The 23,690-nt window shown below is 57.7% G+C and carries 21 protein-coding genes; 8 read left to right on the plus strand and 13 right to left on the minus strand.

Annotated features, from left to right (window positions below; genetic code table 11):
* Window positions 1–54: 54 nt before the first annotated feature.
* The 3 genes from panB (at window position 55) to panD (ending at window position 2,253) form a co-directional block, all read left to right on the plus strand.
* Window positions 55–849, plus strand: a complete 795-nt coding sequence (gene panB, locus EKL15_RS10930) for a 3-methyl-2-oxobutanoate hydroxymethyltransferase (protein WP_004937548.1) — start codon at window positions 55–57, stop codon at window positions 847–849.
* A gap of 23 nt (window positions 850–872) precedes the next feature.
* The gene (panC, locus tag EKL15_RS10935) at window positions 873–1,727 is read left to right on the plus strand and encodes a pantoate--beta-alanine ligase (RefSeq protein WP_141960246.1); all 855 of its coding nucleotides are present in this window, start codon (window positions 873–875) and stop codon (window positions 1,725–1,727) included.
* Window positions 1,728–1,872: 145 nt separating this feature from the next.
* Window positions 1,873–2,253 (plus strand): aspartate 1-decarboxylase, encoded by a 381-nt coding sequence (gene panD / locus EKL15_RS10940; protein WP_004937544.1) that lies wholly within the window; start codon window positions 1,873–1,875, stop codon window positions 2,251–2,253.
* A 34-nt stretch (window positions 2,254–2,287) separates the two neighbouring features.
* Here the strand turns inward: panD and EKL15_RS10945 are convergent, their stop codons facing one another.
* The 3 genes from EKL15_RS10945 to EKL15_RS10955 form a co-directional block, all read right to left on the minus strand.
* Window positions 2,288–3,568 (minus strand): polysaccharide deacetylase family protein, encoded by a 1,281-nt coding sequence (locus tag EKL15_RS10945; RefSeq protein ID WP_055311947.1) that lies wholly within the window; start codon window positions 3,566–3,568, stop codon window positions 2,288–2,290.
* Between the two features lie 177 nt (window positions 3,569–3,745).
* Window positions 3,746–4,516 (minus strand): ABC transporter permease, encoded by a 771-nt coding sequence (locus EKL15_RS10950; protein ID WP_004937535.1) that lies wholly within the window; start codon window positions 4,514–4,516, stop codon window positions 3,746–3,748.
* Window positions 4,513–5,436 carry an ABC transporter ATP-binding protein gene (locus tag EKL15_RS10955; protein WP_203089482.1) on the minus strand — a complete coding sequence of 308 codons (924 nt, stop codon included), beginning with the start codon at window positions 5,434–5,436 and terminating at the stop codon, window positions 4,513–4,515. Before EKL15_RS10955 ends, EKL15_RS10950 begins: the two co-directional genes overlap by 4 nt.
* Window positions 5,437–5,646: 210 nt before the next feature.
* On the opposite strand from EKL15_RS10955, the gene can reads away from it, so the two are divergent.
* Window positions 5,647–6,303, plus strand: coding sequence for a carbonate dehydratase (gene can / locus EKL15_RS10960; RefSeq protein WP_049200096.1), 657 nt, complete (start codon window positions 5,647–5,649; stop codon window positions 6,301–6,303).
* A gap of 37 nt (window positions 6,304–6,340) precedes the next feature.
* Here can and hpt read toward each other — a convergent pair whose 3' ends face one another.
* From hpt to cueO, 4 genes are all read right to left on the minus strand, one after another.
* On the minus strand, window positions 6,341–6,877 hold the full coding sequence (gene hpt / locus EKL15_RS10965) for a hypoxanthine phosphoribosyltransferase (protein ID WP_048234659.1): 537 nt from the start codon (window positions 6,875–6,877) through the stop codon (window positions 6,341–6,343).
* A gap of 90 nt (window positions 6,878–6,967) precedes the next feature.
* Window positions 6,968–7,243, minus strand: coding sequence for a type II toxin-antitoxin system RelE/ParE family toxin (locus EKL15_RS10970; protein ID WP_049208401.1), 276 nt, complete (start codon window positions 7,241–7,243; stop codon window positions 6,968–6,970).
* Between the two features lie 5 nt (window positions 7,244–7,248).
* Window positions 7,249–7,440, minus strand: a complete 192-nt coding sequence (locus EKL15_RS10975; RefSeq protein ID WP_049200097.1) for a hypothetical protein — start codon at window positions 7,438–7,440, stop codon at window positions 7,249–7,251.
* A 105-nt stretch (window positions 7,441–7,545) separates the two neighbouring features.
* Window positions 7,546–9,246 (minus strand): multicopper oxidase CueO, encoded by a 1,701-nt coding sequence (gene cueO, locus EKL15_RS10980; protein ID WP_203089484.1) that lies wholly within the window; start codon window positions 9,244–9,246, stop codon window positions 7,546–7,548.
* Between the two features lie 218 nt (window positions 9,247–9,464).
* Here cueO and EKL15_RS10985 point away from each other — a divergent pair, with 218 nt between their 5' ends.
* The 3 genes from EKL15_RS10985 (at window position 9,465) to speD (ending at window position 11,622) form a co-directional block, all read left to right on the plus strand.
* Window positions 9,465–9,812: a YacC family pilotin-like protein gene (locus tag EKL15_RS10985; protein ID WP_004937515.1), complete on the plus strand. Its 348-nt coding sequence runs from the start codon at window positions 9,465–9,467 to the stop codon at window positions 9,810–9,812.
* 124 nt (window positions 9,813–9,936) lie between these two features.
* Complete coding sequence (speE, locus tag EKL15_RS10990; protein ID WP_197757108.1) at window positions 9,937–10,800, plus strand: polyamine aminopropyltransferase; 864 nt, start codon at window positions 9,937–9,939, stop codon at window positions 10,798–10,800.
* A gap of 27 nt (window positions 10,801–10,827) precedes the next feature.
* Window positions 10,828–11,622 (plus strand): adenosylmethionine decarboxylase, encoded by a 795-nt coding sequence (gene speD, locus EKL15_RS10995; RefSeq protein WP_049200100.1) that lies wholly within the window; start codon window positions 10,828–10,830, stop codon window positions 11,620–11,622.
* Between the two features lie 32 nt (window positions 11,623–11,654).
* Here the strand turns inward: speD and yacL are convergent, their stop codons facing one another.
* Window positions 11,655–12,017: a protein YacL gene (gene yacL, locus EKL15_RS11000; RefSeq protein ID WP_004937507.1), complete on the minus strand. Its 363-nt coding sequence runs from the start codon at window positions 12,015–12,017 to the stop codon at window positions 11,655–11,657.
* A gap of 466 nt (window positions 12,018–12,483) precedes the next feature.
* Here yacL and EKL15_RS11005 point away from each other — a divergent pair, with 466 nt between their 5' ends.
* Entirely contained in the window at window positions 12,484–12,774 is a 291-nt protein-coding gene (locus EKL15_RS11005; protein ID WP_064291158.1) for a hypothetical protein, read from the plus strand.
* A gap of 73 nt (window positions 12,775–12,847) precedes the next feature.
* Here the strand turns inward: EKL15_RS11005 and acnB are convergent, their stop codons facing one another.
* The 5 genes from acnB to pdhR all read right to left on the minus strand — a co-directional run bounded on the left by acnB (window position 12,848) and on the right by pdhR (window position 23,109).
* Window positions 12,848–15,445 (minus strand): bifunctional aconitate hydratase 2/2-methylisocitrate dehydratase, encoded by a 2,598-nt coding sequence (gene acnB, locus EKL15_RS11010; RefSeq protein ID WP_033635927.1) that lies wholly within the window; start codon window positions 15,443–15,445, stop codon window positions 12,848–12,850.
* A 515-nt stretch (window positions 15,446–15,960) separates the two neighbouring features.
* Entirely contained in the window at window positions 15,961–17,385 is a 1,425-nt protein-coding gene (gene lpdA, locus EKL15_RS11015; protein WP_004937500.1) for a dihydrolipoyl dehydrogenase, read from the minus strand.
* A 233-nt stretch (window positions 17,386–17,618) separates the two neighbouring features.
* Entirely contained in the window at window positions 17,619–19,502 is a 1,884-nt protein-coding gene (gene aceF / locus EKL15_RS11020) for a pyruvate dehydrogenase complex dihydrolipoyllysine-residue acetyltransferase (protein WP_019456076.1), read from the minus strand.
* Window positions 19,503–19,515: 13 nt separating this feature from the next.
* Window positions 19,516–22,179: a pyruvate dehydrogenase (acetyl-transferring), homodimeric type gene (gene aceE, locus EKL15_RS11025; RefSeq protein ID WP_004937495.1), complete on the minus strand. Its 2,664-nt coding sequence runs from the start codon at window positions 22,177–22,179 to the stop codon at window positions 19,516–19,518.
* Between the two features lie 165 nt (window positions 22,180–22,344).
* A complete protein-coding gene (pdhR, locus tag EKL15_RS11030) occupies window positions 22,345–23,109 on the minus strand; it encodes a pyruvate dehydrogenase complex transcriptional repressor PdhR (protein ID WP_004937490.1) in 765 nt (254 codons plus the stop codon).
* Window positions 23,110–23,690: the final 581 nt, after the last annotated feature.

Below are 23,690 nucleotides of genomic sequence, written 5' to 3' on the forward strand. Positions count from 1 at the left end.
TTTTTGCAGCCTGGGCCTGCGTACGCCGCACGGCCCGTTTCAGGAGACGTTGTGATGAAACCCACCACCGTGACCCACTTGCGCCAGTGGAAACAGGAGCAGCGCAAGTTTGCTACCCTTACCGCCTACGATGCCAGCTTTGCCAAACTGTTTGAAGAGCAAGGCATCAAAGTCCTGTTGGTGGGCGATTCGCTGGGCATGACGCTGCAGGGCCACGACTCCACGCTGCCGGTCACCGTCGCCGACGTGGCCTACCACACTCGCGCTGTGCGCCGCGGCGCGCCGGCCTGCCTGCTGTTGGCCGATCTGCCGTTCATGAGTTACGCCACCCCGGAACAGACCTTCGCCAACGCCGCCGAGCTGATGCGCGCCGGCGCCAACATGGTGAAACTGGAAGGCGGCAGCTGGCTGTGCGACACGGTGAAAATGCTCGCCGAGCGCGCGGTACCGGTGTGCGGCCACCTGGGCCTGACGCCGCAGTCGGTCAACGTGTTCGGCGGCTATAAGGTACAAGGACGCGACGAACTGGCCGCCAAACAGCTGTTGCAGGACGCACAGAATCTGGAACTGGCCGGCATTCAGCTGCTGGTGCTGGAATGCGTGCCGACCGAGCTGGCGCGCCAGATCACCGAAGCATTGTCCATTCCGGTCATCGGCATCGGCGCCGGCAACGGCACCGACGGCCAGATCCTGGTGATGCACGACGCCTTCGGCATCACCGGCGGCCATACGCCGAAGTTCGCCAAGAACTTCCTGGCGCAGAGCGGCGATATCCGCACGGCGGTGCAGCACTACATTCAGGAAGTGGAGCAAGGCCTCTACCCGGCGGCTGAACACTCTTTTAACTAAGCGATGGTTCCAGGAGTCACCCAATGATTATTATCGAAACCCTGCCGATGCTGCGTCAGCAGATCCGCCGCTGGCGCCAGGAAGGCAAACGCATCGCGCTGGTGCCGACCATGGGCAACCTGCACGACGGCCATATGACGCTGGTCGATGAAGCGCGCGCCCGCGCCGACGTGGTGGTGGTGAGCATCTTCGTCAACCCGATGCAGTTCGATCGGCCGGACGATCTGGCGCGCTACCCGCGCACGCTGCAAGAAGACAGCGAGAAGCTGACCCGCCGCGGCGTCGATCTGGTGTTCGCGCCGGCCCCGGCTGCGGTCTATCCGCAGGGGCTGGACCAGCAGACTTACGTCGACGTGCCGGGCATCTCCAGCATCCTGGAAGGCGCAAGCCGGCCGGGCCACTTCCGCGGCGTTTCCACCATCGTCAGCAAGCTGTTCAACCTGGTGCAGCCTGATTTAGCCTGCTTCGGCGAGAAGGATTACCAACAGCTGGCGCTGATCCGCAAAATGGTGGCGGACATGGGTTACGACATCGACATCGTCGGCGTGCCGACCGTGCGCGCCAAAGACGGCCTGGCCCTCAGCTCGCGCAACGGCTACCTGACCGCCGAAGAGCGCAAGATCGCTCCGCAGCTGAGCAAGATCATGAACGCGCTGGCGCAGCAGTTGGCCAATGGCGAACGCCATGTCGAAGAGCTGCTGGAGCAGACCGCCGAGCAGCTGCGCGCCGCCGGCTTTACGCCGGATGAGCTGTTTATTCGCGACGCCGACAGCCTGCAGCCGCTGACGGTGGACAGCCAGCGGGCGGTGGTGCTGATGGCCGCCTGGCTGGGCAAGGCGCGTCTTATCGACAATCAGCAGGTCGACCTGACGCTGTAAGCCATTTTTTATACTATCGTCACCCTGAAACCCAGGCCATTGGTAGACAATGGCGGGGCAATCGGTGACGATAGAGATTGCAGGGATGCAGGAGAGATGTTCAACCCCAGCGCCTGTGAAGGCCGATATTCAGTTAGGTAAAGCTATGATACGTACTATGCTGCAAGGCAAGCTGCATCGCGTCAAAGTCACTCAGGCTGACTTGCACTATGAAGGGTCCTGCGCCATCGACCAGGATTTCCTGGAGGCCGCCGGCATTCTGGAATATGAAGCGATCGATATTTACAACGTGGATAACGGCCAGCGCTTCTCCACCTACGCCATCGCCGCCGAGCGCGGTTCGCGCATCATTTCGGTCAACGGCGCCGCCGCGCGCTGCGCCTGCGTGGGCGACAAGCTGATCATCTGCTCCTATGTGCAAATGACCGACGCCGACGCCCGCCAACACCACCCGAAAGTCGCCTATTTCGAAGGTGACAACAACCTGCAGCGCAAGGCGAAAGCCGTGCCGGTTCAGGTCGCCTGACGCTAAAACGGGCGCCTTACGCGCCCGTTCTTCCTTACTGCACCACCACCGTGCCCGGCTTGTTGGCTATCCGATCCGCCATGGTCTGGATCGAGTCGGTGCGCAGAATATATAGCCGCTTCAGCGTATAGGGGTTATCCCCCGGTTTCACCTTGCCCTGCACCGTGGTCACCGCCAGATGGAAACCGGCATCCTGCGCCGCCTGGATCGCCCGCTGGTTATAGCCGCCGAACGGGTACGACAGATACAGCACGTGCGGGTTGAACTGCGACAGCGCGCGGCGCGAACGCTCAAAATCGAACTCGATATTGTGCAGCGAACGGCTCAGCAAAATCGGCTGACGATTGCCGTCGGTGCGGTGCAGGAAGTGGGTGTGCGACTGCACGTCGAACACGTCCTGAATCTGCTTCAGCTCCGAGACGCTCATAAACTGCAGCGAGTCCGGGTTCCATTTCTGCGGGTGGCGTTTGATGCGCGAAGAGATGATGAACGCCGTCGCGCGGAAACCGTAATCCTTCAGCACCGGGTAAGCGTAGCGATAAACCGACTTCAGCCCGTCGTCGAAGGTCAGCACGATCGCCTTGCCCGGCAGGTTGATCTGGTTCTTCAGGTAGGCTTCCAGCTGATACAGCGAAATGGTGTCGTAACCCGCCTGCTTCAGGTAGGTCATCTGGTTGCTGAACGCCACGTCAGAGGTGGTGGTCGAGGTGTGGCGGAAGCGTTTGTTCTCTTCGTTTTTCAGCAGGTGGTGGTAAGTCAGCACCGGGATGCCGTTATCGATTTCGCAGTCCAACTCACTGACGAACCCCAGCCGATCGCCGATGTTGACCTCGTACCAGGTGTTGTTCAGCCGGTCCTTCAGCTTGCCGATGATCGGATAGCGCAGGTTGCCTTCCAGCGTGCCGAAGACCTCGCTGTCCTTGTCCGCCGCGGTGTAAACGTCGATCGTTTTTTGGGTGATCAGGTTCTGGTTGGTCAGCGGTTTGTTCAGCTCGCCCAGATCGTCTTGCACCTTGCGCGACTTCTTCAGCTCACGCACGTCGTCTTTATCGATAAAGCCGGTGCCGTGCCCGAATTTGAATTCGTAGTATTCCGCATCCGCCGGGAACACCTGGATCAGCTGCCCGCGCTTCACTTCCCCGACCGGGATCACATGCTCGCCCACCAACGCATAGACTTCGCTGTCGCGCTGCGCTTCCATGTATTCAGATTTAACCGCGCTGTCTTCCGACAGCAGATTCGCCAGGCTCACAGGGGAAACCAACGACATCAGAATGCCGAGTAACCCAGCCGCTAACTTGTATTGAGGCCGCATGATGATGTTCTGCTTACGAGTGCGTAATGACAAAAGTGAAGGAAATGTGGAGCGCCAGCATAGCACGATTTGAACAGCGGGGAACTAGCGGTTATCTGAGCAATTCTATTGATTTACGCGCCGCCTGCGCCAAATCAAGAAAAGCGCCCCCGCCGGGAAAGCGGGGGCACGATACGATCAGCTGCGCAGGCCGCGGCCGCGCTCGATCAGGTACCAGGACAGCAGGTAAAACACCGCGATAAACGCCACCAGCACCGCCATGGTGAACGCCAGCGGCACATCGTTGATGCCGAGGAAACCGTAGCGGAACCCGCTGATCATATAGACGATGGGGTTCAGCTTGGACACCGCCTGCCAGAATGGCGGCAGCAGCGACAGCGAGTAAAACACCCCGCCCAGGTAGGTCAGCGGCGTCAGGACGAAGGTCGGGATCAGGCTGATGTCGTCGAAGGTGGTGGCGAACACCGCGTTGATCAGCCCCGCCAGCGAGAACAGGATTGCCGTCAACAACAGCGTCAGCGCAATCACCCACCAGGCGTGTACCTGCAGCGGTACGAAGAACAGCGAGATGATGGTCACCAGCACGCCGACGCAGATGCCGCGCGCCACGCCGCCGCCGACATAGCCGGCGATCACCACGTGGGTCGGCACCGGCGCCACCAGCAGTTCTTCAATGTTGCGCTGGAACTTGGCGCTGAAGAACGACGAGGCGACGTTGGCGTAAGAGTTGGTGATCACCGCCATCATGATAAGGCCGGGCACGATGAACTGCATGTAGCTGAAGCCGTGCATATCGCCGATGCGCGAGCCGATCAGATTGCCGAAGATGATGAAATACAGCGTCATGGTGATCACCGGCGGCACCAGGGTCTGGATCCAGATGCGCGCGAAGCGGTTCACCTCTTTGGCCCAGATGCTCTGCAAGGCCACCCAATACAAACGCGTCATGCTTTTTCTCCATTGCCGTTAACCAGGGTGACAAACAACTCTTCCAGGCGGTTCGCCTTATTACGCATGCTCAGCACCTGCACGCCCTGTGCGCTCAGCTGGGCGAATAAGCCGTTCAGCCCCTGCTCACGCATCACCTCCACTTCCAGCGTGGAGGTATCCGTCAGGCGGCTGTGGTAACCGTCCAGCTTCGGCAGCGGGCTCTTCACCGCCAGATCGAGGATAAAGGTTTCCGACTTCAGCTTGGCCAGCAGCCCCTTCATCGAGGTGTTTTCCACCAGCTCCCCGTTCTGGATGATACCGATGTTGCGGCACAGCATCTCCGCCTCTTCCAGATAGTGGGTGGTAAGGATAATGGTGGTGCCCTGGGCATTCAGCTCTTTCAGGAAGCCCCACATCGAACGGCGCAGCTCGATATCCACCCCGGCGGTCGGCTCATCGAGGATCAGCAGCTTCGGCTGATGCATCAACGCACGGGCGATCATCAGGCGGCGCTTCATGCCGCCGGACAGCATGCGGGCGCGCTCGTTGCGCTTGCCCCACAGATCCAGCTGGTTGAGGTATTTTTCGGCGCGCGCCATCGCTTCACGCCGCGTGACGCCGTAGTAACCCGCCTGGTTCACCACGATCTGCAACACGGTCTCGAACGGGTTGAAGTTGAACTCCTGCGGCACCAGGCCGAGCTGGCGCTTGGCGTTGACGATGTCTTTATCGATGTCGTAACCGAACACCCGCACGCTGCCGGCGGTTTTGTTCACCAGCGAGCTGATGATGCCGATGGTGGTGGATTTACCGGCGCCGTTTGGCCCCAAAAGGGCATAAAAGTCCCCCGCCTCGACGCTCAGGTCGATGCCGCGCAGCGCCTTGACGCCACCGGCGTAAGTCTTGGTCAGCTGCGCTAATTCCAGTGCATAATTCATATGTAAAATAGTACCTTATGACGATGAGTATGCCGCCGCGCCCCTGTCTGCGAGGCTTGAAACAATAACGATAATCCTAGCATCGGCGACGTTTCCACTGAGTCGAATCCGTGCGGAAAATGAGGTTGCACCACTGTTCCGATTTCCAAATTGTGACGCTTACCCTATATTACCCCAACGCAATCTGTTCGTTACGAGTCAATAACCTCCATGAAAGAAATCGAAGAGCTTATCGCCAACAACCATGCCTGGTCGGCCAATATCAGTCAGGAAGACCCGGAATTTTTTGAACGTTTAGCCCAGGCGCAAAAGCCCCGTTTCTTATGGATTGGTTGCTCTGACAGCCGCGTTCCCGCCGAACGCTTGACCGGCCTCGAGCCGGGTGAACTGTTCGTCCATCGCAACGTGGCGAACCTCGTTATCCATACCGATCTTAACTGCCTGTCGGTGGTGCAGTATGCGGTAGATGTGCTGGAAGTCGAACACATCATCATCTGCGGCCACCTGGGCTGCGGCGGCGTGCAGGCGGCGGTGGAAAACCCGGAGCTGGGGTTGATCGACAACTGGCTGCTGCACATTCGCGATCTGTGGTACAAGCACAGCTCGCTGCTGGGCGAACTGCCGCCGGAGCAGCGTTTCGACATGCTGTGCAAGATCAACGTCATTGAGCAGGTGTACAACCTGGGCCACTCCACCATCATGCAGTCCGCCTGGAAGCGCGGCCAGAAGGTGATGATCCACGGTTGGGTATACGGCATTCAGGACGGCCGTCTGCGCGATATGGAAGTGCTGGCGACCAGCCGCGAGAGCCTGGAGATGGGCTACCGCAAAGCGATAGCCAAACTGAAGCAGGATAAAGGCATCTAACCCCGCCGCGGGCGCGGCAGGCCGCGCCCCACATCAATTACTCGTCCAGCAGCACCACTTTGCCGACGTACGGCAGGTGACGGTAGCGCTGAGCGTAGTCGATGCCATACCCCACCACGAACTCATCCGGGATCGAGAAGCCGACATATTCGACCGGCACCTGCACTTCACGGCGCTCAGGCTTGTCCAGCAAGGTGCAAATCGCCAGCGATTTCGGCCCGCGCAGCGCCAAAATCTCGCGCACTTTGTTCAGCGTGTTGCCGGAATCGATGATGTCTTCCACGATCAGTACATCTTTGCCGCGAATGTCTTCGTCCAGATCTTTGAGGATCTTCACGTCGCGGGTGGTGGACATGCCGCTGCCGTAGCTGGAGGCAGTCATAAAGTCGACTTCGTGCGGCACGTCGATCGCGCGGCAGAGATCGGCCATGAACATGAAGGAGCCGCGCAGCAGCCCAACCAGCACCATGTCGCTGCCGCTGTCGCGGTAATGTTCGGTGATCTGGCGGCCAAGTTCGGCGATACGGGTCTTAACTTCCTGCTCGGAAATCATTACGTCTACAGTGTGTTTCATAGTATTCAGGTCAGTTGCCGGAAGAAAGGCGCAGAGTTTAGCATAGGCCGTTACGACTTGCCTCTCTCCCGGACAGGGGAGTTTTCTTTATTAAGGGTATTCCTGACGAGCGTGCAGGACACTCACTATTTCAATATGTGCAGCCAGCACGCGGTAAACCACAATGTAATTAGGATGAACAACCATTTCACGAGTCCCGTTCACCCTGCCTGGCCTAAATAGATAAGGATGTTCCGCTAACGGGATAACCGACTCTTCAATGCGTTGCAACAAAGCCTCTGCGGCAAGTGGATTTCGCTCAGCGATAAAAGCCAGCAGCGTATATAAACCCGTTTTTGCTTCGTCAGTCCATTTGACGGTTAACATAAGGGTCAGGCCGATTTTCTTTTGGCTTTCGCCTGCTCGATAATGTGACGAGCGCCGGCCATGACTTCGTCATGGGGAATACGGGGGGAGTCGCTATTGATGGAAGATTCCACGGTGCTTCTGAACCAACGATCGTAGCTATCAGCCTGCTCTTGAGTCTCAAACTCAGAAACGATGGGATCCAATTTTGTCGGCATGACGCACTCCTCAACAGCTGATATTTTAATCAGTATAACGGCTTCCTTTCATTGAACCAAGCGGTGGCGACGCGAGCGCGCCACCACCGGAGCACCGGGCCGCCATCAATCGGCGACGGTGAAGCCCATCATCATGCCGGTATCTTCATGTTCCAACAGGTGGCAGTGGGCCATGTACGCATGTTCGCTGCTGGCCGGATGGTCAAAACGCACCAGCACTTCACTGCGCCATCCTTCGACGCGCACCGTGTCCTTCCAGCCGCTGCGATGCGCCGCCGGCGGTTTGCCGTTTTCCGACAAGATGCGGAACTGGGTGCCGTGAATGTGGAACGGGTGCAACATCATGTCGCCCTCGCCGGAAATGGTCCACTTTTCATACTGGCCCCGTTTGGCGGCGAACATCGGCTTGGTCATATCGAAGGCCTTGCCGTTGATCATGTTGCCGTGGCTGAAATCGAACGGTTTGGCTTTGCCCTGCGCGCCACCGTGATCCATCCCGGCCATATTGCCATGATCCATGCCCTTCATGTTGCCCATGTTGCCATGGTCCATGCCCTGCATGCCGCCCTTCTCCATGCCTTTCATGTTGCCATGGTCCATGCTCTGCATGCCGCCCTGCTCCATGCCTTTCATATCTGCGCCGCCCGTCGCGCCATGATTCATGCTCATGCCGGCCATCGCCTGGTGACCATAGCGGTCCATCAGCGCCTGCATACCGAGCATATCCAGCTGCGGATCCATCATCAGCTGCAGCCAACGCTCCTGGATGCCGGTGGTGGCAGGCAACGTCGGCAGCTTCACCAGGCTGTCCGGCATGGTTTTGATGCCCTGCGCCAGCGACGGCTGAATGCGCAACACCGGCAGCGCTTGATCGAACGGCGCCAGCGTCATGCCCATCTGCTTCACCGGCAGCGTCACGATATCGAACGCTTTCCCATCCGAGGCATCGACCAGCACTTCAAAGCGTTCGCCCATCAGCATCGGCAGCTCGGTCAGTTTCACCGGCTCCGCCAGGAAACCGCCGTCGCTGGCGATGACATACAGCGGGCGGTTGTCACTGGCCGCCAGATTCAGCGAGCGGGCGTTGCAGCCGTTGAGGAAACGCAGGCGCAGCCAACCGCGCGGCGCCAAATGTTGTGGATACTGCGCGCCGTTGGTGAACATGCGGTCGCCAAACCAGCCCACCGCCGCACTCATCACGTCCAGGCGGTATTCGATCTGCGCGTCTTTGCCCAGCCGCTTATCCTGCAGGATCACCGGAATATCATCCTGTCCCCAGGTTTTCGGCAGCGGCAGTTTGGCGCTCTCTTCGTCTTCCAGCAGCACCAGCCCCGCCAGCCCCATCATGACCTGGCTGCCGGTTTTACCGTGCGTATGCGGGTGGAACCAGCAGGTGGCCGCCGGTTGATCGACGGTGAAATTCACCGTGCGCGTCGCGCCGGGATGAATCAATGCCTGCGGGCCGCCATCGACGTCGCCGGGAATCTCCAGGCCGTGCCAGTGGACGGTGCTGGCCTCCGCCAGGCTGTTTTTGATATCAACCGTTACCGGCTGGCCACGCTGCAGCTTCACCGCCGGCCCGAGCAGCGCGCCGTTGAATCCCCAGGTTTTGGTGGCGGCGCCGGGCAACCAGCGGGTTTCCCCCGCCTGCAGCGCCAGCGCAATCTTTCCCTGCGCGTCCGGCGTCAACAGCGGCGGTACCAGCAGGGCCGGCCGATCGGCCGCCCAGGCGGCCCGGCTCCATAACGGCAATGCGCTCGCGGCGCCCAGCGCGGCGGTTAATTTAATAAAATCACGGCGTAACATCGCTGACTCCCTTTTCTCAGTGACATAACTCAATGCCGCCAGCCTAAACCTTCCCCCTGGCGGAAGGTCAAGCCTTTCCTGGCGGTATTTTAAGCTATGCCTCACAATCAAGAGAGCGCCATTGACGAACGCGAGGCCGCGCCCAGCGGCAATAAAATTTGGTGCCTTTACAGGCAAGTGTGGTAACGTCTGCAAACGACAAACAGGCCTATTTCATGATGAAAAAAACAACGTTATCGATGCTGTTGCTGGCGATGCTGGGCTTCTCCAACGCCAGTCTGGCGCTGAATGAATCCGAGGCGGAAGATCTGGCCGATCTGACGGCGGTATTTATTTATTTGAAAAATGATTGCGGCTACAACGATTTGCCAAATGCGCAAATCAAACGCGCCATCGTCTATTTCGCGCAACAAAACCGCTGGGATTTGAGCAATTACAACAGCTTCAATATGAAAGCGCTGGGCGAAGACAGCTACCGCGATCTCAGCGGCATCGCCATTCCAACGCCTAAAAAATGCAAATCGCTGGCGCGCGACTCTTTGAGCCTGCTGGCCTACGCCAACTAATTTCCCCTCTTCTCCCGCCCGCCTAACGCGCTCTCTGTCTGAAATTCAACCGTGCATCGCCAGGCAGAGTTAGCTATGATGTTGCGCCGATTTTTCATGGCTGTTATTACGGAGTTTCCCGCACATGACCCAGAAAGAAATTTGGTACGAAACGCTGCATACGGGCTTCGGCCAGTACTTCTCGGTAGAGAAGGTGCTGTACCGCGAGAAGACCGATCATCAGGATCTGGTGATCTTCGAGAACCCAGTGCTGGGGCGCGTAATGGCGCTCGACGGCGTGGTGCAAACCACCGAGCGTGACGAGTTCATCTATCACGAAATGCTGACCCACGTGCCGCTGCTGGCGCACGGCGCGGCGAAGAAAGTGCTGATCATCGGCGGCGGCGACGGCGGCATGCTGCGCGAAGTCAGCCGGCACCCTGGCGTGGAGCAGATCACCATGGTCGAAATCGACGCCGGCGTCGTCGAGTTCTGTCGCCAATACCTGCCCAACCACAGCGCCGGCGCCTATGACGATCCGCGCTTCAAGCTGGTGATCGACGACGGCGTCAACTTCGTGAACCAAACCGACGAAACCTTCGATGTGATCATCTCCGACTGCACCGATCCGATCGGCCCCGGCGAAAGCCTGTTCACCTCGGCGTTTTATGAAGGCTGCGCCCGCTGCCTGAATGAGGGCGGCATTTTCGTCGCGCAAAACGGCGTCTGTTTCCTGCAGCAGGACGAAGCGGTCAACAGCCACGCCAAACTGAGCGGCTACTTTAGCGACGTCAGCTTCTACCAGGCAGCGATCCCGACCTATTACGGCGGCATCATGACCTTTGCCTGGTCAAGCCAGAACCCGGCGCTGCGCAAGATCGATCTGCCTACTCTGCAACAGCGCTTTAACCAAAGCGGCCTACACTGCCGTTATTACAACCCGGCAATTCACGTCGGCAGCTTTGCCCTGCCGCAATATTTGCTCAATGCCCTGAACGTAACACGTTAAGCGAGAAGATAAAGGAGGTGGCCCAAATTGCATAAGCTAAAACTGCACGGCTTCAACAACCTGACCAAGAGCCTGAGTTTTTGTATTTACGATATTTGTTACGCCAAGACCGCGGACGATCGCGACGGCTATATCGCCTACATTGACGAACAATATAATGCCAACCGGCTGACCGAGATCCTGAGCGAGACCTGCTCAATCATCGGCGCCAATATTCTGAACATCGCACGTCAGGACTACGAGCCGCAGGGCGCCAGCGTCACCATCCTGGTCAGCGAAGAGCCGATCGATCCGAAAGACGTCGATACGTCGGAACACCCCGGCCCGCTGCCGAACACGGTCGTCGCGCACCTGGACAAGAGCCACATCTGCGTACACACCTACCCGGAAAGCCATCCGGAAGGCGGGCTATGCACCTTTCGCGCCGATATTGAAGTCTCGACCTGCGGCGTCATTTCGCCCCTCAAGGCGCTGAACTACTTAATTCACCAGCTGGAATCCGACATCGTCACCATGGACTACCGCGTGCGCGGTTTCACCCGCGACGTGAACGGCGTGAAACATTACATCGATCATGAGATCAATTCGATCCAGAACTTTATGTCGGAAGACATCAAGGCGCTGTACCACATGATGGACGTGAACGTTTACCAGGAAAATATCTTCCATACCAAGATGTTGCTGAAGGATTTCGATCTGAAGCATTACCTGTTCAATGCGGCACCGGAAGCGCTGAGCGCCGTCGAACGCAAACAGATCACCGATCTGTTATGGAAAGAGATGCAGGAAATCTATTACGGCCGCAATATCCCGCCTCTGTGATGGAAAGGGCGCGGCACGCCGCGCCCTGATGCTTAGTATTTCAGCATGAAAGAACGATAGGCCTTCAACACCAGCAGAAAATCCTCAACGCCGCAGAATGAGAGGCTTTCTTCGTCGTAGTAGTTCATCCCCTCTTCCATTTCATCGCCTTCGAACTCCAGCTGATTGGCGCGGATCATCACTTCTTCACCATCCATCAACAGCGTATATTCATGGCCTTCCAGCTGCCATTGACGTTCGCTGCCTTTGACCTCGGCCGCACCGGCTTCTATGCGGTCCAGCAGGTTGAAATCGCCTTTGACTTCTTCGTTGATCCAGTGGCCAATCGCTTCATGCCCCATCGAAAATCTGACGATCACCTGACCGGTAACGTCACGCAGAAATTCGTAATCCATAGCATGCCCTCCTGAGCCCTTTTTCTTAGTGTAAACATAAATTGATTGCTAACTCAGTGAGCGCTCGCAAAGTTGGCAACTCGGCAAAATAAAACCTTGGCGGCGCGCAATATAGCGGCTTGCGGCGGCGATGGGAAGACGCCGGCCGCGATCCCTCAAGGAAAGCGAAGCGGTGCCTCATCGCCGCGCGGCGCATGCCCGCCATGCGAAAAGTCGGCCGACAATCCGCCGATCGCCGGTTATTTATTTGAATCATGTAGATACCGTGGAGATGTATGTCACGATTTTATCAGGATTATGATTTCCCTTTAAAATAAATAAGTTACTGATTCCTGGCGCGACGCGACTTTATTGACATCCCCTCAATATCGATTAGCTTTTAAATAAGGAGCTCTAATTATGTTCACCAGCGGCCAGAGGTGTTCTCACCTCATTCATACCTATCACCACGATCAGGATGTGTGCCATGAAATACATAACCTCCATTATCGCACTGAGCATGATGTTCTCTGCATCGGCGTTCGCCGCCAAACAAATCACCCTTGAAGAATCCGCCAACTACACCAAACTCGGCGATCTCTCCATTCAGCAGACCGGCGTGCCTACCGTCGGCCATAAATATATTTCCTCAGAGGTTGATAAGAAATGTAATGAACTCAGCGGGCTGGATGGGAAGGACTGCTTCTATCGCATCATCTCCGCCACCGGGCAAGAGAGCGATCACAAAGATATCCACGTGGAAATATTCAAAAAATAGCGGGCAGGCTTTGAACGTAAAATAAAAAAACGGGGCCCTGGAAAGGGCCCCGCTGCTTGGGATTGACGCTGAATTAAACCGCGGTCTGGAAGATCACGCCGTCGGCTTTTTCGGTGTACTGCCCCAGTTGGTCAAAGTTCAGATAGCGGTAGGTATCCGCCGCCGTCTTGTCGACCTGCGCCATATAGGTCTGGTACTCGTCCGGCGTCGGCAGGCGGCCCAGCAGGGACGCAACCGCAGCCAGTTCGGCAGACGCCAGATAGACGTTGGCACCGGTGCCCAGACGGTTCGGGAAGTTACGGGTCGAGGTGGAGACCACCGTCGCACCGTCCGCCACGCGCGCCTGGTTGCCCATGCACAGCGAACAGCCCGGGATCTCGATGCGCGCCCCGCTCTTGCCGAAGACGCTGTAGTAGCCTTCTTCGGTCAGCTGAGCCGCGTCCATCTTGGTTGGCGGCGCCACCCACAGACGGGTCGGCAGCTGGCCCTTGTGCTGATCCAGCAGCTTGCCGGCCGCGCGGAAGTGGCCGATGTTGGTCATGCAAGAACCGATGAACACTTCATCGATTTTGCTGTTGGCCACGTCAGACAGCAGGCGCGCATCGTCAGGATCGTTCGGCGCGCACAGGATCGGCTCTTTGATCTCGTTCAGATCGATGTCGATCACCGCCGCGTATTCCGCATCCGCATCGCCTTCCAGCAGCTGCGGATCCGCCAGCCATTTTTCCATGCCCTGAATACGGCGCTCCAGCGTACGGCGATCGCCGTAGCCTTCGGAGATCATCCACTTCAGCAACACGATGTTGGAGTTCAGGTACTCTTCGATCGGCGCCTTGTCCAGCTTGATGGTACAACCGGCGGCGGAACGTTCGGCGGACGCATCGGTCAGCTCAAACGCCTGCTCAACCTTCAGATCCGGCAGGCCTTCGATCTCCAGAATACGGCCGGAGAAGATGTTTTTCTTGCCCTTCTTCTCGACGGTCAGCAAGCCTTGCTGGATCGCGTAGTAAGGGATGGCGTGCACCAGATCGCGCAGGGTGATGCCCGGCTGCATTTTACCTTTGAAGCGCACCAGCACCGACTCAGGCATATCCAGCGGCATCACGCCGGTCGCGGCGGCAAACGCCACCAGGCCGGAACCGGCCGGGAAGGAGATGCCGATCGGGAAGCGGGTGTGGGAATCGCCACCGGTGCCGACGGTGTCAGGCAGCAGCATGCGGTTCAACCAGGAGTGGATCACGCCGTCGCCCGGACGCAGCGAGACGCCGCCGCGGTTCATGATGAAGTCAGGCAGCGTGTGGTGCGTGGTCACGTCGACCGGTTTCGGGTACGCGGCGGTGTGGCAGAACGACTGCATGACCAGATCGGCGGAGAAGCCGAGGCAGGCCAGGTCTTTCAGCTCATCGCGGGTCATCGGGCCAGTGGTGTCCTGAGAACCGACGGAGGTCATCTTCGGTTCGCAGTACTCGCCAGGGCGAATGCCGGCGACGCCGCAGGCGCGGCCGACCATTTTCTGCGCCAGCGAGAAGCCTTTGCTGCTGGCGGCAACCGGCTTGGCGATACGGAACACGTCGCTGTGCGGCAGACCTAGCGCTTCGCGTGCCTTGGTGGTCAGGCCGCGGCCGATGATCAGCGGGATACGGCCGCCGGCGCGCACTTCATCCAGCAGCACGTCGGTTTTCAGCTCGAAGTTGGCGATCAGCGCGCCTGTTTCGTGGTTGCGCACTTCACCTTTGTACGGGTAAACGTCGATCACGTCGCCCATGTTCAGCTCGGACACGTCCACTTCGATCGGCAACGCGCCGGCATCTTCCATGGTGTTGAAGAAGATAGGCGCAATCTTGCCGCCCAGCACCACGCCGCCGCCGCGCTTGTTCGGCACGTGCGGGATGTCGTCGCCCATAAACCACAGCACGGAGTTGGTAGCGGATTTACGGGAAGAACCGGTGCCGACCACGTCGCCGACGTAGGCCAGCGGGAAGCCTTTCTTGTTCAGCAGCTCGATCTGTTTGATTGGGCCGACGCTGCCCGGCTGATCCGGCACGATGCCTTCACGTTCGTTTTTCAGCATCGCCAGCGCGTGCAGCGGGATGTCCGGGCGCGACCAGGCGTCCGGCGCCGGGGAAAGGTCGTCGGTGTTGGTTTCGCCGGTGACTTTGAACACGGTGACGGTGATCTTTTCTGCCAGCTCAGGGCGCGACAGGTACCATTCGGCGTCGGCCCAGGACTGCATGATCTGCTTGGCGTGCGGGTTACCGGCCTTAGCCTTCTCTTCCACGTCGTAGAAGTTGTCGAACATCAGCAGCGTGTGGGACAGCGCTTTCGCGGCGATGGGCGCCAGCGTTTCGTTGTCCAGCGCTTCGATCAGCGGATGAATGTTATAGCCGCCCTGCATGGTGCCTAACAGTTCAATGGCTTTCTCGGGGGTAACCAGGGGGGATGTCGCTTCGCCTTTGGCGATGGCCGCCAGGAAACCTGCTTTGACGTAGGCGGCTTCGTCGACGCCCGGTGGAACACGGTTAATCAGCAGGTCTAACAGGAATTCTTCTTCGCCTTTTGGCGGATTCTTCAGTAGTTCGACCAGCGCGGCCATTTGGGTGGCGTCTAGCGGCTTAGGGGCGATGCCCTCAGCAGCACGCTCGGCTACGTGCTTACGGTATTCTTCTAGCACGACGTTCTCCTCGCTCTCATTGTCATTTATTGTGCCTGGCGTATATGCAAACCGGGTTTATACCCTTGGGGTTTCACTCTGTGGCTAGGCGATCGGCCCGTAAAGGCCCCGAAACGGTGATTGGGGCAAACAAGCACGGTCAAACAGCGTTACAGCATGAAAGACTGATGGGTAGAGCGCACGGCGATATAGATGCCATCTATCCTGACGGGGCACTGCTGTCGATGTCCTGGACTGTAAGGTACAGTGCCCGGTTCCGCTCAGCCAGCATATCAGGATTTGAAACGGTTGTTAATTCGTTCACATAAAAGCAACATTAAATCTTTGCTGAATCGTTGAGCGCAGCGTAATCGGCTGCCGGACTAGCAGGGTATTATATCCATATAATTAGAGTGGATATAAGCAGGGGGATCGGAATTTGGCGCAGCGACCACAAAAATACCGCTTTCTGAGTTTGAGCAAAAAAAAACGGCCCCTTTTCAGGAGCCGCTGGTTAACCGGTCAAGCCAGCAGAATTACTTCTTCTTGGCTTTCGGGTTAGGCAGGTCGGTGATGCTGCCTTCGTAGATTTCCGCCGCCAGGCCCACGGATTCGTGCAGGGTCGGGTGAGCGTGGATGGTCAGCGCGATGTCTTCCGCGTCGCAGCCCATCTCGATAGCCAGACCGATTTCACCCAGCAGTTCGCCGCCGTTGGTGCCGACAATCGCGCCACCGATGATGCGGTGAGTTTCTTTGTCGAAGATCAGTTTGGTCATGCCGTCTGCACAGTCGGAAGCGATCGCACGGCCGGAAGCCGCCCACGGGAAGGTGGAGGTTTCGTAGCTGATGCCTTTCTCTTTCGCTTCTTTCTCGGTCAGACCCACCCATGCCACTTCCGGCTCGGTGTAAGCGATGGATGGGATCACTTTCGGATCGAAGTAGTGCTTCATGCCGGCGATAACTTCCGCGGCAACGTGGCCTTCGTGCACGCCTTTGTGCGCCAGCATCGGCTGACCGACGATGTCGCCGATAGCGAAGATGTGCGGCACGTTGGTGCGCAGCTGTTTGTCGACGTTGATGAAGCCACGCTCGTCAACTTCAACACCGGCTTTGCCGGCATCCAGCAGTTTGCCGTTCGGCACGCGGCCGATCGCCACCAGCACCGCGTCGTAACGCTGTGGTTCTGCCGGCGCTTTTTTACCTTCCATCGTGACGTAGATGCCGTCTTCTTTGGCTTCTACCGCGGTCACTTTGGTTTCCAGCATCAGGTTGAACTGCTTGCTGATACGTTTGGTGAAGACTTTCACCACGTCTTTATCTGCCGCCGGGATAACCTGATCGAACATCTCAACGACGTCGATCTGTGAACCCAACGCATGGTATACGGTGCCCATTTCCAGGCCGATGATGCCGCCGCCCATAACCAGCAGACGCTCTGGGACGGTTTTCAGTTCCAGCGCATCGGTAGAATCCCACACGCGTGGATCTTCATGAGGAATGAATGGCAGTTGGATCGGACGAGAACCTGCAGCGATGATGGCGTTGTCGAAGTTGATGGTGGTTGGGCCGTTTTCGCCTTCCACAACCAGGGTGTTAGCGCCGGTGAACTTGCCCAGGCCGTTGACCACTTTCACTTTACGGCCTTTCGCCATGCCAGCCAGACCGCCGGTCAGCTGAGTGATGACTTTTTCTTTCCAGACGCGCACTTTGTCGATGTCGGTTTTCGGCTCGCCGAAAACGATGCCGTGTTCGGCCAGCGCTTTGGCTTCTTCGATCACTTTGGCAACGTGCAGCAGTGCTTTGGAAGGGATACATCCCACGTTCAGGCAAACCCCGCCCAGAGTGGAATAACGTTCAACCAGAACGGTTTCAAGACCTAAGTCAGCGCAACGAAAGGCTGCAGAGTAACCTGCCGGGCCCGCCCCAAGTACCACGACCTGAGTTTTAATTTCAGTACTCATCATGACCTCTTAATTGATTGTCCGGCGGGTCAGACGTCATTTTTATTGCTAATCGATCTCATAACGCCCTTCATCCACCGGGACGCTTACACCGCGAGCAGTTTACAGAATTGTTAATAATCTGCAAAGCGTGTTCGAGTGACCCGTGTCTCAACAATTTTGTCGAGTTGTGCAAAATCCGACAAAACTGCTACAGAATCGTCAGGGGCGCAGCATGCTGCGCCCCTTTTGCATTACATCACCAGACGGCGAATGTCGGACAACATGTTGTTGATGATGGTGATGAAGCGCGCACCATCGGCACCGTCGATAACGCGGTGGTCGAAGGACAGCGACATCGGCATCATCAGGCGCGGCATGAACTCTTTACCGTTCCAGACCGGCTCCATCGCAGACTTGGAGACGCCCAGGATAGCCACTTCCGGCGCGTTGACGATCGGCGCGAAGTGGGTCGTCCCGATGCCGCCCAGGCTGGAGATGGTGAAGCAGCCGCCCTGCATCTCGCCCGCGGTCAGCTTGCCGTCGCGCGCTTTCTTGGAGATGGCCATCAGTTCGCGAGACAGCTCGGTGATGCTCTTCTTGTTCACGTCCTTGAACACCGGAACCACCAGGCCGTTCGGGGTATCTACCGCCACGCCGATGTTGATGTATTTCTTCAGCGTCAGCTTCTGACCGTCTTCGGACAGCGAGCTGTTGAAGCGCGGCATCTGCTCCAGAGCGGCAGCAACGGCTTTCATGATGAACACGACAGGCGTGAACTTCACGTCCAGCTTGCGCTTGGCCGCTTCTTCGTTCTGCTGCTTGCGGAACGCTTCCAGATCGGTGATGTCGGTTTTGTCGAAGTGAGTCACATGCGGGATCATCACCCAGTTGCGGCTCAGGTTCGCGCCAGAGATCTTCTGGATGCGGCCCATTTCGACTTCTTCGATCTCGCCGAACTTGCTGAAGTCCACTTTCGGCCATGGCAGCATGCCTGGCAGACCGCCGCCGGCAGCAGCCGGAGCCGCTTCAGCGCGTTTCACTGCGTCTTTCACGTAAGTCTGAACGTCTTCGCGCAGGATGCGGCCTTTACGACCGGTGCCCTTCACTTTCGCCAGGTTAACGCCGAATTCACGCGCCAGACGACGAATGACCGGAGTCGCGTGCACGTATGCCGCGTTCTCGGCGAACTCGCCTTTGTCATCCGCTTTCGCAGCCGGAGCGGCGGCTTTAGCGGCGGCCGGAGCCGGCGCAGCTTCCGCTTTAGCGGCTGGAGCGGCGGCAGCGGCAGGCGCAGCGCCTTCCACTTCGAACACCATGATCAGGGAGCCGGTTTTCACTTTGTCGCCGGTCGCGATCTTGATCTCTTTCACGGTACCCGCGAACGGTGCAGGCACTTCCATAGAGGCCTTGTCGCCTTCCACGGTGATCAGAGACTGCTCGGCGGCAACCTTGTCGCCCACCTTAACCATCACTTCGGTCACTTCGACTTCGTCACCGCCGATATCCGGCACGGCGACGTCTTTGGCCGCAGAGGCCGCAGGTGCTGCAGCGGCGGCAGGGGCTTGCGCCGCAGCCGGGGCCGCAGCGGAAGCGGCGCCGGCCACTTCGAACACCATGATCAGGGAACCGGTTTTCACTTTGTCGCCGGTCGCGATCTTGATCTCTTTCACGGTGCCCGCGAACGGCGCAGGGACTTCCATGGAAGCCTTGTCGCCTTCAACGGTGATCAGGGACTGCTCGGCTTCCACCTTGTCGCCCACTTTCACCAGGATCTCGGTCACTTCGACTTCGTCAGCGCCGATGTCCGGCACGGCAACGTCTTTGGCCGCAGCGGCGGCCGGGGCAGCTGCTGCTGCCGCCGGTTTTTCTTCCGCTTTCGCCGCCGGTGCAGCTTCCGCTGCGCCTGCCGCTTCGAAGATCATGATCAGTTTGCCGGTTTCGGTTTTATCGCCGACCGCCACTTTGATCTCTTTTACCACGCCCGCTTGCGGGGAGGGCACTTCCATGGAAGCCTTGTCGCCTTCCACGGTGATCAGCGATTGTTCCGCTTCAACTTTATCGCCGACCTTCACCAGAATCTCGGTGATTTCGACTTCATCTGCACCGATGTCCGGTACGTTGATTTCGATAGACATTATTCAGTACCTCTTAGGCCAGACGCGGGTTAACTTTTTCCGGGTTGATGTCGAATTTCTTGATTGCATCGGCAACCACAGAAGCTTCGATCTCACCGCGTTTAGCCAGTTCACCCAGAGCAGCAACCACCACGTAGGATGCATCGACTTCGAAGTGGTGACGCAGGTTTTCGCGGCTGTCCGAACGACCGAAGCCGTCGGTGCCCAGTACGCGATAATCGCTGGCCGGCACATAAGTACGAACCTGTTCGGCGAACAGTTTCATGTAGTCGGTAGAAGCTACCGCCGGCGCGTCGCTCATCACCTGAGCGATGTAAGGCACGCGTGGCGTTTCGGTTGGGTGCAGCATGTTCCAGCGCTCGCAGTCCTGGCCGTCGCGCGCCAGTTCGGTGAACGAGGTCACGCTGTAGGTGTCGGAACCCACGCCGTAGTCCTTCGCCAGGATCTGCGCAGCTTCGCGCACGTGGCGCAGGATGGCACCGGAGCCCAGCAGCTGTACCTTGCCTTTGCTGCCTTCCAGCGTTTCCAGCTTGTAGATACCCTTGCGGATACCTTCTTCCGCACCCTGCGGCATCGCAGGCATGTGGTAGTTTTCGTTCAGCGTGGTCAGGTAGTAGTACACGTTTTCCGGGTTGTCGCCATACATGCGCACCAGACCGTCGTGCATGATCACCGCCACTTCGTACGCGTAAGCCGGATCGTAAGAGATGCAGTTAGGGATGGTCAGAGACTGAATGTGGCTGTGGCCATCTTCGTGCTGCAGACCTTCGCCGTTCAGGGTAGTACGGCCCGAGGTGCCGCCGATCAGGAAGCCGCGCGCCTGTTGGTCGCCCGCTGCCCAGCACAGGTCGCCGATACGTTGGAAACCGAACATCGAGTAGTAGATGTAGAACGGAATCATCGGCAGATCGTTGGTGCTGTAGGAAGTCGCTGCGGCCAGCCAGGAAGAGGCTGCACCCAGTTCGTTGATGCCTTCCTGCAGGATTTGGCCTTTCTCGTCTTCTTTGTAGTAAGCCACCTGCTCACGGTCCTGCGGAGTGTACTGCTGGCCGTTCGGGCTGTAGATACCGATCTGACGGAACAGACCTTCCATACCGAAGGTACGCGCTTCGTCGGCGATGATTGGCACCAGGCGATCTTTGATCGACTTGTTCTTCAGCATCACGTTCAGGGCACGCACGAAGGCGATAGTGGTGGAGATCTCTTTGTTCTGCTCTTCCAGCAGCGAGCTGAAATCTTCCAGCGCCGGCATTTCCAGCTTCTGAGTGAACTCCGGCAGACGCGTCGGCACGTAGCCTTTCAGCGCCTGGCGACGTTCGTGCAGGTATTTGTACTCTTCGGAATCTTTCTCGAAGGTGATGTACGGCAGTTTTTCGATGTCAGCATCGGCAACCGGCACGTTGAAACGATCGCGGAAGTGGTGAACCCCTTCCATGTTCATTTTCTTCACCTGGTGAGCGATGTTTTTACCTTCCGCGGTTTCACCCATGCCGTAACCTTTGATGGTGTGGGCCAGGATAACGGTCGGTTTGCCTTTGGTGTCCTGCGCTTTTTTCAGTGCAGCGAAGATTTTCTTCGGATCGTGACCACCACGGTTCAGCGCCCAGATTTCGTCGTCGGTCATGTCTTTGACCAGCGCCGCGGTTTCTGGGTAACGGCCGAAGAAGTGCTCGCGCACGTAAGCGCCGTCTTTGGATTTGAAGGTCTGGTAGTCGCCGTCCAGGGTCTCGTTCATCAGCTGAACCAGTTTACCGCTGGTGTCTTTACGCAGCAGTTCGTCCCAACGGCCGCCCCAGATCACTTTCAGCACCTGCCAGCCTGCGCCGGAGAAGATGCCTTCCAGTTCGTTGATGATCTTGCCGTTGCCGGTAACCGGGCCGTCCAGGCGCTGCAGGTTGCAGTTGATGACGAACACCAGGTTGTCCAGCTTCTCGCGGGTCGCGATGGTGATGGCGCCTTTGGATTCCGGCTCATCCATCTCGCCGTCGCCCAGGAAGGCGTAAACGGTCTGCTCAGAGGTGTCTTTCAGGCCACGGTGTTCCAGGTATTTCAGGAACTTCGCCTGATAGATGGCGCTGATTGGCCCCAGGCCCATGGAAACGGTCGGGAACTGCCAGAATTCCGGCATCAGCTTAGGATGCGGGTAAGAGGACAGGCCATTGCCGTGCACTTCCTGACGGAAGTTGTTCATTTGTTCTTCGGTCAGGCGGCCTTCAAGGAAGGCACGCGCGTAAACGCCCGGAGAGATGTGGCCCTGGAAGTACACCAGGTCGCCGCCGTCTTTCTCGTTGCGTGCGCGGAAGAAGTGGTTAAAGCAGACTTCATAGAAGGTCGCGGAAGACTGGAAGGAAGCCATGTGGCCGCCCAGCTCCAGGTCTTTTTTGGATGCGCGCAGAACGGTCATGATCGCGTTCCAACGGATCGCTGAGCGAATGCGGCGTTCCAGATCCAGGTTGCCTGGGTAGGCCGGTTCGTCTTCTACCGCGATGGTGTTGACGTAGTTGTGCGCTGCAGCACCGGCCGCAACGTTAACGCCGCCTTTGCGGGCTTCTCCCAATACCTGATCAATCAGAAACTGAGCTCGCTCAACACCCTCTTCACGGATGACCGATTCGATCGCCTGCAGCCAGTCGCGGGTTTCGATCGGATCCACGTCATTGTTTAAACGTTCTGACATGGTGGTATTCCTTATCTGTCTAATGGTTTGTTTGGAGCCTGTCTTCCTGTGCTCTGTGCAAAAACACACGAAGACAGGCCCATCAGTTTAGTTGCCGCTTAAGTACTTAACTAAGTACCTCGAACTTAACCCCCGCAGGCTGGTGTACCCTGAAGAGGACAGCTCTTAATCCTTGCGTTGCTGGAGACGCCGTAGCGATCTCTCGCGCCGAGTATGCTCCCGGCTGAGATCCAGCAAGATTTCCTCGATAAACGCCAAGTGGCGATGCGAGGCTTCACGGGCCTTTTCCGGCTCGCGCGCCACAATCGCCTCAAAAATTCCGGCGCGGTGGCTGCTCACTTTTGCCAACATCTCACGGCGCGAGTAGAGCAATTCAAAGTTCTGACGCACGTTCTGTTCCAGCATCGGCCCCATGCAGCGTAGCAGGTGAAGTAACACAACGTTGTGGGCAGCTTCGGTCACGGCGATTTGATACTGCATGACCGCATCGGCTTCGGCGTCGAGATCGCCGCTGTCTTGAGCCTGTTGAATCACGATATGGCAGTCGCGGATGCGCGCCAGATCTTCATCGGTGCCGCGCAGCGCCGCGTAATAGGCGGCAATGCCTTCCAGCGCGTGACGGGTTTCCAGCAGATCGAACTGTGATTCGGGATGGTCGGCCAGCAGCTCGGCCAGCGGATCGCTGAAGCTCTGCCACAGATTAGTTTGCACGAAGGTGCCGCCGCCCTGACGGCGCAGGAGCAGCCCTTTCGCTTCCAGGCGCTGAATGGCCTCTCTCAGAGAAGGACGGGAGACATCAAATTGTTTCGCCAGCTCGCGCTCCGGAGGCAGTTTTTCGCCTGGGCGCAGTGTCCCCTCGAGGATCAGGTATTCGAGCTGTTGCTCGATAACATCTGACAACTTGGGTTGGCGGATTTTGCTGTAGGCCATGAGTGAATTCTTCTCTGCGAATGGCGCGGAGTCAATTGGTAATACCAATTTCAAAAACGTGACGGTAAAGTAACAAAGTATTCACCTCCTGTCCATACGGGCCTTGATCGAAATCAGGTTACCCGCACATTTTAACACCCCGCTGAAAACCCCGCTGCAAACCGGTAACGCCGTGATGGTATTACCATTTACGCGCCGGGTTGGGGATTTAACTTTTACCAAACCTTACGCAAGGCAGAGTGCAAACTTTTTGCCCGAGTTTTATTGCATGGTTATGACGCTTTAATGAATGGCTATTTGGCGAGCAGCGCAACGGGGATTCGTTCATTATTTGAACGCACGCCGCCGCTCGGATCTACGTTATTTTTGCGCATTATGTGATTTGTTGCTTATTTCATGCACTGAATCCCCCCCGCCGTCACACAACCCGCATTTTGTTTCCTAAACTGCTGCAATCTTAATCACTCACACGACAAAGCAGGTGCAAACAGACGCGCATAACATTATTCTCTGCCAAACGGTAGCGGCGCCGTGGAATTAATAGCTATAACGCCGTAAATAAAACAAAACACACATCGTAA

It is taken from the genome of Serratia sp. 4542, from assembly GCF_016805595.1.
GTDB classification, from domain to species: Bacteria; Pseudomonadota; Gammaproteobacteria; order Enterobacterales; family Enterobacteriaceae; genus Serratia; species Serratia nevei.

Coding starts and splice junctions, on each gene's coding strand:
- EKL15_RS11005 (WP_064291158.1), top strand. CDS start 12,484: ATGAAATACATAACCTCCATTATCGCACTGAGCATGATGTTCTCTGCA.
- panB (WP_004937548.1), top strand. CDS start 55: ATGAAACCCACCACCGTGACCCACTTGCGCCAGTGGAAACAGGAGCAG.
- speE (WP_197757108.1), top strand. CDS start 9,937: ATGACCCAGAAAGAAATTTGGTACGAAACGCTGCATACGGGCTTCGGC.
- cueO (WP_203089484.1), bottom strand. CDS start 9,246: ATGTTACGCCGTGATTTTATTAAATTAACCGCCGCGCTGGGCGCCGCG.
- EKL15_RS10970 (WP_049208401.1), bottom strand. CDS start 7,243: ATGTTAACCGTCAAATGGACTGACGAAGCAAAAACGGGTTTATATACG.
- EKL15_RS10945 (WP_055311947.1), bottom strand. CDS start 3,568: ATGCGGCCTCAATACAAGTTAGCGGCTGGGTTACTCGGCATTCTGATG.
- panC (WP_141960246.1), top strand. CDS start 873: ATGATTATTATCGAAACCCTGCCGATGCTGCGTCAGCAGATCCGCCGC.
- aceE (WP_004937495.1), bottom strand. CDS start 22,179: ATGTCAGAACGTTTAAACAATGACGTGGATCCGATCGAAACCCGCGAC.
- EKL15_RS10950 (WP_004937535.1), bottom strand. CDS start 4,516: ATGACGCGTTTGTATTGGGTGGCCTTGCAGAGCATCTGGGCCAAAGAG.
- can (WP_049200096.1), top strand. CDS start 5,647: ATGAAAGAAATCGAAGAGCTTATCGCCAACAACCATGCCTGGTCGGCC.
- EKL15_RS10955 (WP_203089482.1), bottom strand. CDS start 5,436: ATGAATTATGCACTGGAATTAGCGCAGCTGACCAAGACTTACGCCGGT.
- lpdA (WP_004937500.1), bottom strand. CDS start 17,385: ATGAGTACTGAAATTAAAACTCAGGTCGTGGTACTTGGGGCGGGCCCG.
- panD (WP_004937544.1), top strand. CDS start 1,873: ATGATACGTACTATGCTGCAAGGCAAGCTGCATCGCGTCAAAGTCACT.
- EKL15_RS10985 (WP_004937515.1), top strand. CDS start 9,465: ATGAAAAAAACAACGTTATCGATGCTGTTGCTGGCGATGCTGGGCTTC.
- pdhR (WP_004937490.1), bottom strand. CDS start 23,109: ATGGCCTACAGCAAAATCCGCCAACCCAAGTTGTCAGATGTTATCGAG.
- yacL (WP_004937507.1), bottom strand. CDS start 12,017: ATGGATTACGAATTTCTGCGTGACGTTACCGGTCAGGTGATCGTCAGA.
- aceF (WP_019456076.1), bottom strand. CDS start 19,502: ATGTCTATCGAAATCAACGTACCGGACATCGGTGCAGATGAAGTCGAA.
- hpt (WP_048234659.1), bottom strand. CDS start 6,877: ATGAAACACACTGTAGACGTAATGATTTCCGAGCAGGAAGTTAAGACC.
- EKL15_RS10975 (WP_049200097.1), bottom strand. CDS start 7,440: ATGCCGACAAAATTGGATCCCATCGTTTCTGAGTTTGAGACTCAAGAG.